This is a genomic window from Pseudoalteromonas sp. APC 3691 (assembly GCF_030408135.1).
In the GTDB taxonomy this organism is placed as follows: domain Bacteria; phylum Pseudomonadota; class Gammaproteobacteria; order Enterobacterales; family Alteromonadaceae; genus Pseudoalteromonas.
This window is the reverse complement of sequence record NZ_JASDCB010000023.1, coordinates 1-12728: the sequence shown is the minus strand read 5'-3', so window position 1 is coordinate 12728 and position 12728 is coordinate 1. Positions and strand designations below refer to the sequence as shown.

The window sequence follows — 12728 nt, the reverse complement described above, 5'->3', positions numbered from 1 at the left end:
CTGTTTTAAGATGTAACAAAGCATTACATGTGTGTGTTACAACTCACTATGCGACTAATTAAGTTCCTAAAAAGAAATTAAAGTAAGTGTTTTTTATACCGAGGAAATTATGAAAACCGAATCGATGAATTGCAGGCTAGGCTGCGGCGCATGCTGTATTGCGCCAAGTATTAGTTCGCCTATTCCAGGTATGCCAAATGGTAAAAAAGCCGGAGAGCGTTGTATTCAGCTAGATGAACGTAATTTATGCAAGTTATTTGGTGATTCAAGCCGACCTAAAGTATGCAGTGATTTTAGCGCCACGCTTGATGTGTGCGGGTCAACAAATGCACAAGCTTTAGCACTTATTACAGAGCTTGAAGAGCTAACTTAATCCTCGTTTTTAATACACATCTATTTACAATATATTATTAATAAAAATCTTCACAAGGTTATTAAAAGCAGTCGTTAATTTATTTGATGGCGAAATATTAGACATATTTAATTTTGTTGCTAATATAGGAAATTGTAAGATACTTTTTATAAATCTCATTTATAGGTGATTTCGTTCAATCTTAATTTTTAAAAGGAAAGAAAAATGAAAAATTTACTTACAGTATTTACATTAGGTGTGACTTTATTAGGTTGTTCAAACTTACCCATTAAAACCGATATTAAAGAAGACCACTTTAGACTCGAAAACTTTAAAAGAGAGCAGGGAGTAGATCTAGAATATGTCCACTTGATGTGCTTTAACAAAAAACCTACACAATGGGCTGAACCAAAGCAGTATATCAGTGGTGAGCATGATTTATGGGTAAAGGCGAGTGTTTCAAACCCTGATGTTTTAAATAGTCAAAAAGAAGCTTTTGTTAATTTTAACGTTAATTTAGATTCTAATAAAAGCTACATGCTAAATAGAAAAAGGGAAGGGGATAAAATATCAATCTGGATACAAGAAGTTGAAACCGGTACGGTTGTTTCGCAGGTTCTTACAGATGAGCTTAGTCGCCCTTTACAAATTGATAATGAGCTAAGAAAAAGACAATGTCGTTCTGGTTCAATATAAGCTGAAATATAAGCTGAGTAATCAAAGCTCTTAATATTTAGTATGCCGTTTATTTTTTGCTAAATATTTATTCAATTCTACCAACTATACGTTGCGCTTAACGTATATTGCTCACCTCGCCCTGGTGTACCTGGTATTTCTTCAAACGACTCATCCCATAAGTTATCTGCCGCTAAGGTGATAAATAAATTACTCAACTGTGGCGGGGTTATTTTAAGCGTTAGTTGGGTAAATAACGCGTTGTCACTGCCGTTTCTAAGTGCATTTTTGTGTTGTGTACGCCATTCGTTATCTATTCTAAATTCTAAAATATCAGTTGGGTTGTACACAGCGCCAAGTGTTAAACGGTGATCAGGAAAGTTTAACGCGTAAAAGCTGGCATCAATATCGGCTGCGCCGTAGTTTTCTGATTTATGTAAATACGTGTAGCTTGCTATAAGTTTTGCTGTATCAAAGTGCTTAGTCGCTAAAAATTCAACCCCAGCTGTATCAATATCAACCGGGTTTGCAAAGCGCGCTGATGTTGAATCAAAATTAAAGGTCCAATCGGTTAAGTTATTATCTTTTCGATAAAAAATAGCCGAATTTAACTGCCAGCTTTGTTCTTCAAGCAATAACCCTAGCTCTAAGTTTGAAGTGGTTTCGCGCTCAGGATTGTAGTTACTTCTAAATAACCCGCCTGAATCACTGCCGCCAATGGCTGTGTAGCCTGCAACTTGACTCGCCTCTGCGTACGATAAATAAAACGTGCGCTCAAAACCTTTGCTGTTTTGTGTATTAAGCGTTATATCACCAATAAGTGACGGTTCAGAGTCGTCTCTATTTGTATCGTCAAACGCAGCACCTAAACGAAATGTAAGTTGTTTATTATCCTCAAGCGCCATTTTGTATTCAGGCAATACGCTTAATTTATAATACTTACGAGAGGTAAAGTTGTTTTCAAGTGTGGTTGATTCAATCGAGTCATCAATAAATTGTGCAGAGTAATTTATTGCCAGTGCATCACTTTGTGCATGACGACCCGAAAGTCCAAGCGATTTAACTTCACTTTTATGAAAAGCTTCAAATGCACTAGGATTTTCGCGCGAGTAAATATAGTGATCGTCATGGGTACGATAATAAGCAGATACTTCAAAGTTGCTGTTATCAGCGTAGTTTTGCTTGTGATTAAGCATCCAAAGACGGGTTTCTAAATCTTCAGTTTCGTTAACGCCAAAAGGGGTGTACAAGTTAGGCCAGCCAAAAAACTTATCTTGTGAGCCAAAAAACAAATCTGTTTGGCTATGCTCGCTTGCTAATTGCACGCGAGCTGAGGCGCGCGAGAAGTCATGATCGCCATTATCAATGGTGCCATCACTTTGCGAATGAGAATACTCACCTTCAAAGCCCAGAGTATAGTTAGCTAAGCTATCAAGTTGTGTGTTTTTAGCAGCGTGAATACTTTGCAGATTAAAGTCGTTTGTACCAGTACCAAGGGATACACTACCGCCAGTAATAATCGGTTTCCAATCAAACGAAACTGTACCTACAGAGCTATTCATACCGTAAAGTGCGTTATCGGCACCAGTTAAAACATCTGGGCCGGTTAGCATTTGCGGTGCAATGGGTATTTCAGCAAAATAATGGCCAGATTGCGGGTCAAGTAGAGTAGCGCTTCCTACTCTAAAGCCGGTGTTTTCAAAAATCCCACCACGAATAGTTACATCAGCTTGCGCCTCAGCCATATTACGCGATTGAAGGTCAACACGAGGGTCATATTCTAAATTAGAAATAGGTGAGTCGAATGTACCTACTGGCAACTTATTTGCAGTGGGTGAGGCCTCAACCGTTATTTTCTCGATTGGTGACTCATCAGATAGCGTATTAGCATTAGCAAATGCAGTAACGCTGCATAATATTGCAGGTATTATAAGGTGTGGTGTGCGATTCATGTGTTTCTCGTCATTTTTTATTTGTAGCTGCGGTTACAATTAATTTCAAAGCTTATATTTGAGCATGATAAAATAACTAAACGTAACAGCAGTCATTTTGTGCGCGATTGTACATTAATTTGTTAATAACTGCATTTGATAACCATTTACGTAATACCGGCTTTATTAAAAACATGGTCATTCTATCGTATTAAATAGCGCACTCACTGCGTTAAAAATTATTTATATAGAACAACTATATGTCATAATTTTCGCCTTGTTATTGCGCTATTTTCTTGGCGCTATAATAGAACACTATTTTAATGCAATCGGTATAATTACTTATTAGGTAACATTTATAATGGATACTAAAGAATATAATACTATTTACTTTGCTGGTGGCTGCCTGTGGGGCGTACAAGAGTTTTTAAAGCACTTACCTGGTGTAATAAGTACTGAAGCAGGGCGCGCTAATGGTACAAGCAAAACCACTAACGGCGAATACGATGGTTATGCCGAATGCGTAAAGGTCATTTCTGATCCAAAAGCGGTTAGCTTAAACGAGTTATTTGACTACTTTTTTGAAATTATTGACCCATACAGCATTAATAAACAAGGGGATGACGTAGGCCCTAAATACCGCACTGCTATTTACAGCAAAAACCAAACCCATTTAGATGCAGCAAGCAATTATATAAATAAGCGCAGTGATGCCGATAAAATTGTGGTAGGGGTAGAGCTGCTAACTAACTACGTGCCAAGCGATCCTGAGCATCAAGACCGACTAACTAATCACCCTGATGATTACTGCCATATACCGCTTGAGTTATTGCATAAGTATAAATCGTAAATTTGACGCGGTGTTTTTTGTAGACGTGCAGTTTGCTGACGTGACGAGCGCAGCTCGTAATTTAAGATGGAATATAGCGCTATAAAGTAATTAGAAGCTATCGCTTCTCGCGCAAGCAAGCTTAGCGCCTACAGGTAAAATAAAGCTTAGCGCCTACAGGTAAAGTTTAATCCGGTATTTTGTAGACGTGACGAGCGTAGCTCGTAATTACTTAAGTCTGTAAGCCCCAAAAACAATCACCCACAAAAAAGCTCACGTACTGTGAGCTCTTTTAAAACTTACTTATAGCTAATTTTAACTTATTGCTGCTTTTGCGGCGGGAAGTTACTTAAAATTTCGCTCACTGTTTTATTAATTGATGCTTCACGTTGTTCTGGCGATTGGTTTTTCTTTAATCGACCTTCTTTCGCGCCGCGCCATACTAGTTGGTTTGATTCACGGTCTACAATATCAATAATCAGTGTGCCCACTTCGTATTCACGCGAGGTTGTATCACGTTGAAAACCAGTACCCCAATAACCCCAATGCGGGCGGTAGTTTACATTAAATGTATCTACTTCAAGCTCTTTATCAACCGATGCATGATAGTTAACAAGTACATCAGCATCTGCTGCATCAACTAAGCTCATACCTAGTGTTTGGCTCAGCTCAGCGTTAACGGCAGTGCGAACACGTTTTTCCATTAGGCCATTAATTTGGTAGTTATTTGTGTCTTTAGTTAGGCTGGCGTTTTCTACCCAAGCAAATGTTTTAAAATTACTAAAGTTGGCTGATTTATCGTAATCCCAATCAGGGGTTTGTGTACAGGCTGTAAGAAGTGCTAGCGCTGCAACAATAAGTATATTTTTCATTACGTTTGCTCCAATAAAATGCATTAATTCAAAATAACACACATAGTTTAAATGTGTATTATTTAAACGTCCTAAATATTAGTCTAATAGTCGAGCCTTAACGGCCAATTAATTGTGTTCAACTTCAATCCAATCTTTTTCATCTACCCAGTTTTGTGCACCGTCTTTTACCGAGCGAATAGGCACAATGTAGTCACAACTTATTTGCGGCTTAACTGAGGCAAATATAGGCACAAAGCCAAAGCTTAGTGCGGTTTCTATAATCGCTTTTTGATTTTGTGGGTCAATGTCGGCCGCTTCATCTATATAAATTGGTATACGGTATAGGTTTTGTTCCTGATCGCTTAATAAGTAACGAATAAACAACATGCCACATAATAACTTAATCGTAATACGTGTGCCGTTTGAACCCGCCGAATCTATTTTTTCAAAGTGTTCGGTTTCACCTGCGCGGTTAACTACTTCAAATCGAATATCAAATAAATCGGTAAGTGTTAAGCCCGCTTTATCTGATGCGAGTTTAATTAAGTGATCTTTTGCTTCGTTTACCGCACTTTCGCTGTACGGTTCTTGGCTAAGTAAATCAAGCGTGTCACCTTGCTCAAACTGATGCGACGTGCTGATAATGGTATCTATACTATCAACCAGCATTTTGCGCGGTATTACGTTAATTTTAAACGCTTGCAGGTTTGAAATACGGTGCTGGCTTATGCCTTTATTAAAGCTGTTCATTTCGCGGCGAAGGCGGTCTAAATCTTCTCGCAAGCCTTTAATAGTTGCAGCCACTTCGGTAAGCGCAACGCGTGCTTGGCGTTCAACAGCATCGCGTTCGTTATCAATATTATGAAAGGCGCTTATTAGCTTTTGGTATTTAGTATATTCGTCGTTTTCGTTGTCGAATTTAGTAATACCCGCATTATATACATGCAAATAGGTATTACGTACGTTTATGTCAAAATTACGCAGCTCTTGGCAGTCTTTATTAAAGTGATGAACAAGGTCGCTTAAGTTATCAAAGTCGACTGTAATATCAATCATATACGGGGTTACTTTACCGCTGTATAAATCAAGCGTGTGGTCAATTCGCTCGCTCTTAACTTGGCGTAAGCGCTCAGTTTGGCGATTAATTTGCTCTTGTTTCGATTTAATTAACGAGCGGCGATCGGCAATTGAGCCACTATTTTTTTGAATATCTTGCAGGTAGTCGTCAATTTGTTCGCGCTCAGCTAATAACTGCTCTTTTAGCATGGCTTGCGCTTCAACCGATTGCTGCATTACATCAAACTGCTCTAAGCGTTTTAGGGCGCTTTCTGCGCTCATAAGCTCATCGTATAACGCGTCTTTTTCTTTTTGCTTGTCGGCAACGTTTGCAGCAACATCGCGTTGTTGTTTAAACTCTTTAAGTGAATGCTCAAGTGCACTGAGCTGAGCGGTTAATTGCTCTTTGTTTTCGCCGCTTTGCATTTGCACAGGCGAGAGCTTTTTAAGCTTAATGCTCGCACCTGGTAGCGTTAATACGCCGCCTTTAACGTTTTCACTTAATAGCGATAAAAATTCCCCAAACGCGTCTTCGTCATCAATGGTTATATCGCCATTAGTGGTGGTTGCAAACGAGAGAATATCTGGGTTTAAAATGCGCGATATTTCTTCTACTTCTTTTAACGAGAGGTCTTCGCGCATGCGGGTAAACAAATTAAATTCAAGATTTTTAAGTTGCAGCTTTAAGCTCTTAATTTGTTTTTGTGTTTCGCTGATGCGGTAGTCAAGCGTGTGTAGGCTTTGCCCTTGTGCGCTGGTTATAGAGTGCGAAAGCGACTCGTAATCTTGCTTTAATTGAGTCAGGCTGGTTTTAAGCGTGGCTTTATTTACCAGTTCAAACTCGCTTTTAAGCGCATCGTAATCTAAAAACCACTGCTCAATTTGAGTTTGTCTGCGCTCTATATCACGCGATTGCTGTACGTATAGGCTTTGTTTTTGCTCAAACTCGTGTTTTTCGTGCTCTATATCTTCAAGGGCTATGGCAAGCTCAGAGAGTTGCGACTCTTGATAAGTGTCAAAATCAATCAGTGCTTGGTCAATTTTAGGCGCATACGCCGCTAATTTACCTTTAAGCACGGTTTGGTTTTCAAGCATTGATTCAAGCGCGGCTATTGGCTCTTGCATTGACTCAAGGGCTTTTAATTCGCGTTTTGAGCGGTTTACTTTATCAAATGAGCGACGCCATACTTCATAAAAGTCGACTTTAGAGTTCGACATATGGCGTTCAAACACGCGTAGCATAAAGCGTTTTACGTCGCTTGCGCCTAATTTGTGTAAGTTAAGAATACGTCTAAATATTTCTTTATAAATAGAAGAGTCTTGTACATTATTTAGCGGGATCATTTTTAGGTTAATGTCGCCGTCAAAAGCCGTTGCGCCGCCAGTCAACAGCGCGTTGAGCTCTTGTGCTTTAAGCTCAATAGGGTTGTAGTTAAGCGATTTTAAATGGTTGAACAGCTTGGTAAATTTAATAATAGTTTTACCTTGCGTGTACTGCTCTAAATCAAGCTTTCCTTGATAACAAAAGTACTGATGCGCGTAACCGGCAATTTTACCAAGGCCTGCCACGCCTATTACTACCGAGCCATGAGGCAAGTTAGCTTCTAGTAAAATGTACGACTGATCGGATGAAAAATAAAACTTACGGGTTTCATCTAAATCGTGTCCGTCCCATTCTGTTAAGCGTAAATCGTTAATAAGCGGAAACTGCAGGGCGTTAATAACCGAGCTTTTACCGGTGTTATTAGGCGCGCAAATAGAGCTGCTTTTATCAAGCGGGATCACACATTTTGCATAGCCTGCGGTGTTAAGTAGGGCGAGTTTGCTTAGTCCGTATAGATTTTTCATTCCTCGTCCTCTGTAATGTAGGTTTCTTCGTTTACTTCCATGAGTGCATCTATGTAGCGGTGAATTGGTGCTTGTAGCATAAAGCCGCCTTCTACTTCACGGGCTAAACCTAAGCGCACCATGCGCAGGTAAACATCTTTACGCAAATCCGATCCCGAAAATATCTCAAGCTGATCAAACAAATGTTTGTTAATTTGCACCAGCGTTTGCATAAGCTCTAAATCGTTTACGTCGTCAAACAATGCGCGCATTGGATCTTTACCCGTATTGGCGTAGTGCTCAATTAAAATGTAAATGGTGAGTGCGATAGCGCGAGATATTTTGCCCATATTGGGTGTGCTTTCGTCGCTACCAAAATAATAAAAGCCACGGCTGTCGTGTTTTAAATCGTTACCTAAAGCGGTAAATAGGGCGGTGTAGTCTTCTATGTGTTGGTCAAGCTCTTGCCACATTACGTTGTCTTGCTCGCAAATGTGATAACCCGCTACTAATTTTTTATTAATGGCTTGTAGATGGGTTAGCTCGTCTAAATTTATGTGTGTCATGGTTTATTTACCTGCCTTTGGATCTGGCTGAGGCTCTGAATTAAATGGATATAAAGAAAAGTGCTGACCGGCAATTTTTACGCGGGCTTTTTCATCGCTTTGAATTATTTTAATATCGCTGTCGCTGACTAATTTTTGATACAAAAATAGCATTTCGTCAGCATCGAGATCTGGGTAGCTTTCGTCTAAAAATTGCAGCAAGGGCTGCGGCTTTTTGCGTTTTTTATTAAAGCGCTTAGCAAAGCTGGTTTTAACATCGTTGTAGTCAGGAATATTAGGCGTAACAAATGCAGGCACGTCTTGCTGGTCAGGCAATTGGTATTCTTCGTGTTCAAATTCAACCAAGCTTGCCATGTAAGCCACAATATGGCGTTGCTGACCAAGCGAATATCGCTGCGCGTCGCTTACAAAATGTGGTTGCACAGCACTTAGCATATTGTCTACGCCATTTTTACGTACAAGCCCAAGTACTTTGGCTGCTTGGCGAGTAATTAAGTTATTACGGCGTAGCTCCTCGCGCAGTGGCATAAGCATATCGGCACTTTTACGTAAGCTTTCTCGGCCCATTAAATGCATTTCGAGTATACGGGTACGTAATTGCTCCAGCATACGTTTGTCGTTATACGCTTTACCTGAGCGCTCAATGTGCAGTATTTGCTTACTTATTTGCTCTTCAATGAGGGTAAAACATGCATGAAACTCACCACGAATATCAACCATTTCAAGCATTGGCTCTATGTATTCGTCAAAGGCTTCTATTACCGCTTTATAACGCTTTTGCAGCGATTGCACTGCATTATTTGATTTGGCTTGTTCAACAATATTTAAAATAGCGTTTTCGTTGTGCGTATAGAGCTTCATTATTTTACGCACCCGATCATCCATAATGCGGCTGTAGCGTCGTAAGTCGTCAAAGTCTTCTATTTCGCCAGCGTTATTTAGGCGGTTACCTAAACGAGCAAGGTCATCTACTAATACGCTAATTTCTTGCGCTAAACCTAAATGCTCTTCTTGCAGTAAAAAAGTAGCAAAATCAGCAATAGCACGATTTATTTCAAGCTGAGAGGATTTAGCCAGTGGAATTAAAATATCTTGGTTTAACAAACGATTTGTTTCTTTATAAATGCGTTCGTTTGACCACGTAGGCTGCTTTTGCTTAATCGCGTTTTGTACGTCTTTTAGGCTAAAGTCAGCCATTTTAAAACGTTTAAATAATAGCGCTAATACACCCCAATGTTCGGTTATGGTGTTTAGCAGCTTTTTAGCTGGGATCATAAGGGGTTACAACATCCTAGTATTTTATTATTGAGTTCTTTTAGAAGACTCATTATTACGTATTTTTAATTAATCTTGTTTGTATATAGTATTCGTTTTTAAGACCATTTAATAATAGTTTTTGCATAGAGGCAGTGCTAAAATTCGCGCCGAAAATAGGCACATGAAATGGAATGTTATTTGTGTGTTCTTTAAAACTATATCAAAGGTTGTTTAACTACCATGGTTTCCTCGATTATTCTAACCCTGATAGCGATTGCATTTTTACTGATCGTTATAGAAGATATAATCCATGTCAATAAAGCTAAAACCACGCTGTTTTTTGGTACGCTTTGCTGGATTCTTCTTTTTATATACCCCCTACACGGGCAAAGCCCCGATACGATTCAACATCTTTTAAATGAAAATATTTTAGAAATTGCCTCGCTATGGCTATTTTTAATGGCTGCAATGACCTTTGTCGCGTATTTAAATTCAAAGGGGTTTATAGAAAATATTGTGCACCGTGTTATGCCAAAAAGTATTAGCGAAAAAAAGCTCATGTTTTTGGTGGGTGGTTTTGCGTTTTTGTTTTCGTCGATTTCAGATAACGTAACAGCGACGCTTATATCGCTTGCGGTTGTTATGTCGTTAAAGCTTGAACCTAAAAAACTCATTAAATACGCCACGCTTATTGTGTTTGGAGTTAACTCAGGTGGGGTATCGCTAATAACAGGTGACGTAACCACACTAATGATATTTTTAGATGGCAAAGTAACCATTGCTCATTTATTACTACTTATAGCGCCAGCACTTGCAAGCGTTATGCTGCTTGCTGCGTTACTGTCTATAGGTATGAAAGGGCGTGTTGAGTTTGCTAGTGCAGGTAAAACCCGCATTGAAAAAACCGACATAACCATTGCTGTTATATTTTTATCTACCGTAGTGAGCACACTTACGCTGAGTGTAATTTACAGCGTACCGCCTCTATTAACCTTTTTGTTTGGCTTATCAGTGATGTTTTTAGTGGCGCAATTTTTAATGCGTAAAAAAGACATAAACAAAGACATAATCGATTTTGTTCGCGATATAGAATACGACACATTATTGTTTTTTGTAGGCGTACTTTTACTTGTAGGTGCACTTAAAGAAATTGGTATGTTGAGTAAATTTACCGATCTATACACGGTAATGGCACCAGAATACGCAAACTACTTAATGGGCATATTATCAGCTGGGGTCGATAACGTACCGCTTACCGCTGCATTATTAAAAGCCAATATAGTAATGAGCCAACAACATTGGTTGTCGTTTACGTATGCAACGGGTGTGGGCGGTTCAATGCTTATTATTGGTTCGGCTGCGGGCATTATTGCCATGAGTAAAGTTAAAGCGCTTACCTTTATGAGCTACTTGCGTTTATCGCTGCATTTATTAATTTGTTACACGGTTGGATATGCGGGCTCGTATTACATGGGCAGTTTTATTTAACTCATAAATTATTAAATGCTTGACAGCTAGACGTCTAAACGATAACTTTCAAAGCCCCGCTACTTAGTGGGGTTTTGTTTTATTAGCCACTGGTTAATAAAGCATTCAGAAGAGGTGCGATACTTAGGTACTTAATGTTAGGCGACGAAAGCCGATGATCATTAAGGAGGGAAGTACTCGCCGAGGAAAATAATGGTACGTCGTCATTGTTTTTCGGTTTATGGGGCTGAATCCTCAAAACTGTCACCAATATAGGTGGAGAGCTTCTGGCAGTGGACTTATCTTCAAGCATTCCTTTGCCAAGTTCTTCTTGTTTTATTGCGGTTTGGATACCGCGAAAGGAGACTAAATGACTACCCAATCAGTGCCACAAACAGTATCAGGCGCAAAATCAGATTACATCGTTGCCAAATTTGGTGGAACAAGTGTTGCAAATTTTGAAGCGATGAGTCGCTGTAGCGAAATTATTGTTGCAGATAAAAGCGTACGTATTGTTGCCGTGAGCGCCAGTGCCGGCGTAACTAATCACTTAGTTGCACTGTGTAAATCAAGCATTACTCCTAGTGAGCGCCAAGAACACATAAATGGCGTGCTTGCTATTCAACAAACTATTTTAGATGAATTATCGCTAGATGCCGATTTAGCGGTTGGCTTTAACGAAACCCTAAAAGCATTTCAAACATTGGCTCAAGAGCCACTAACAACCGATCAGCAACACGACGAGCTACTTAGCTTTGGTGAGCGTTTATCGTCGTATTTGTTTGCTCAGGTACTGCGTTTACAAGGTTTAAATGCCGATCGCTTTGATGTGCGCAAGGTGCTTAAAACCGACAGCCAATTTGGTAAAGCAACGCCCAATGTTGCAGCCACAGCGCAAGCTGCTAAAGAACATTTAATTCCGTTATTAGACGCTCAAGTCATTGTGACTCAGGGGTTTATTGGCAGTGACGAATACGGCCAAACCACAACGCTTGGACGTGGTGGTTCTGATTACAGCGCTGCATTACTAGCTGAAGCAATCAATGCTAAAAGCGTGCATATTTGGACCGACGTAGTGGGCATTTTTAGCACCGACCCGCGTTTGTGCGCAAAAGCGACGCCTATTGCACGCTTAAGTTTTGACGAAGCCGCTGAAATGGCAACCTTTGGCGCAAAAGTATTACACCCAGCAACTATTTTACCAGCGAGCCGTAGCCACATTAACGTGTTTGTAGGTTCTAGCCGCGAGCCAGAGCGTGGCGGTACGTGGATTGAGCGCGAAAAATCGCAGCAACCAGGTATACGCGCAGTAACGCAACGTAAAAACCAAATATTGCTTACGCTTAAAAGCCCAGAAATGCTACTAGCAAGCGGCTTTTTAGCACGCGTATTTACACTATTAAGTGAATACAATATATCGGTAGATTTGGTAACTACATCAGAAATCAGTGTGGCTATAACGCTTGATAACGCGCAAAACGCCTCGCGCCCAGAGCTTGATCAAAAATGCCTAGATAAGCTTGCAGAATTTTGCCATGTTTCGGTAGAAAACAACCTAACATTGGTGGCACTTATTGGCTCTGAGATTCAATTACGCCAACACGAAATGAACTTAATGAGTGTACTAAAAGACTTTAATATTCGATTAATTTGTCACGGTGCAAGTAAACACAACTTGTGCTTTTTAGTAGAGCAAACTGAGTCAGATAACGTAGTACAGTCTATCCATAGCCGTTTATTAGAAAACGATTTTGCTGCGTAAATAACCGTTATTCAGGAAGATTAACTAGGGGCTGTTGATCTTTGTAGTACATATATCAATCAGCCCACATTGGTAGCCACATCATAGTAAATGCTAAAGCGAGCATTGAATGATAATTTCGTTCAAGCTTTTCATACCGCGTGGCTATCCCT

At 39.8% G+C, this 12728-nt stretch carries 10 protein-coding genes, 1 pseudogene and 1 riboswitch; of the genes and pseudogenes, 5 read left to right on the top strand and 6 right to left on the bottom strand.

Annotation, left to right across the window (positions count from 1 at the left end):
• The first annotated feature begins 109 nt into the window (after positions 1 to 109).
• Both QL998_RS09400 and QL998_RS09395 read left to right on the top strand, forming a co-directional pair.
• The gene (locus QL998_RS09400; RefSeq protein ID WP_182738329.1) at positions 110 to 373 is read left to right on the top strand and encodes a YkgJ family cysteine cluster protein; all 264 of its coding nucleotides are present in this window, start codon (positions 110 to 112) and stop codon (positions 371 to 373) included.
• Between the two features lie 204 nt (positions 374 to 577).
• Positions 578 to 1048 (top strand): hypothetical protein, encoded by a 471-nt coding sequence (locus QL998_RS09395; protein WP_290192566.1) that lies wholly within the window; start codon positions 578 to 580, stop codon positions 1046 to 1048.
• Between the two features lie 77 nt (positions 1049 to 1125).
• Here QL998_RS09395 and QL998_RS09390 read toward each other — a convergent pair whose 3' ends face one another.
• Positions 1126 to 2979, bottom strand: coding sequence for a TonB-dependent receptor (locus tag QL998_RS09390; protein WP_290192565.1), 1854 nt, complete (start codon positions 2977 to 2979; stop codon positions 1126 to 1128).
• A 340-nt stretch (positions 2980 to 3319) separates the two neighbouring features.
• On the opposite strand from QL998_RS09390, the gene QL998_RS09385 reads away from it, so the two are divergent.
• Positions 3320 to 3808 carry a peptide-methionine (S)-S-oxide reductase gene (locus QL998_RS09385; protein ID WP_290192564.1) on the top strand — a complete coding sequence of 163 codons (489 nt, stop codon included), beginning with the start codon at positions 3320 to 3322 and terminating at the stop codon, positions 3806 to 3808.
• 299 nt (positions 3809 to 4107) lie between these two features.
• Here QL998_RS09385 and QL998_RS09380 read toward each other — a convergent pair whose 3' ends face one another.
• The 4 genes from QL998_RS09380 to QL998_RS09365 form a co-directional block, all read right to left on the bottom strand.
• Complete coding sequence (locus tag QL998_RS09380) at positions 4108 to 4659, bottom strand: DUF4136 domain-containing protein (protein WP_290192563.1); 552 nt, start codon at positions 4657 to 4659, stop codon at positions 4108 to 4110.
• Between the two features lie 108 nt (positions 4660 to 4767).
• On the bottom strand, positions 4768 to 7545 hold the full coding sequence (locus QL998_RS09375; RefSeq protein WP_290192562.1) for an ATPase: 2778 nt from the start codon (positions 7543 to 7545) through the stop codon (positions 4768 to 4770).
• A complete protein-coding gene (locus tag QL998_RS09370) occupies positions 7542 to 8090 on the bottom strand; it encodes a hypothetical protein (protein ID WP_024605891.1) in 549 nt (182 codons plus the stop codon). Before QL998_RS09370 ends, QL998_RS09375 begins: the two co-directional genes overlap by 4 nt.
• A gap of 3 nt (positions 8091 to 8093) precedes the next feature.
• Positions 8094 to 9365 (bottom strand): hypothetical protein, encoded by a 1272-nt coding sequence (locus QL998_RS09365; RefSeq protein ID WP_290192561.1) that lies wholly within the window; start codon positions 9363 to 9365, stop codon positions 8094 to 8096.
• A 222-nt stretch (positions 9366 to 9587) separates the two neighbouring features.
• Between QL998_RS09365 and nhaD the strand changes: the two genes are divergently transcribed.
• Together nhaD and lysC are read left to right on the top strand one after the other, a co-directional pair.
• On the top strand, positions 9588 to 10835 hold the full coding sequence (gene nhaD, locus QL998_RS09360; RefSeq protein WP_024595197.1) for a sodium:proton antiporter NhaD: 1248 nt from the start codon (positions 9588 to 9590) through the stop codon (positions 10833 to 10835).
• 101 nt (positions 10836 to 10936) lie between these two features.
• Positions 10937 to 11109, top strand: a riboswitch (Lysine riboswitch).
• 75 nt (positions 11110 to 11184) lie between these two features.
• Positions 11185 to 12576: a lysine-sensitive aspartokinase 3 gene (gene lysC / locus QL998_RS09355; RefSeq protein ID WP_290192560.1), complete on the top strand. Its 1392-nt coding sequence runs from the start codon at positions 11185 to 11187 to the stop codon at positions 12574 to 12576.
• A 55-nt stretch (positions 12577 to 12631) separates the two neighbouring features.
• Here lysC and QL998_RS09350 read toward each other — a convergent pair.
• Positions 12632 to 12728 (bottom strand): annotated as a pseudogene (locus QL998_RS09350) (IS5/IS1182 family transposase); the annotation flags it as partial.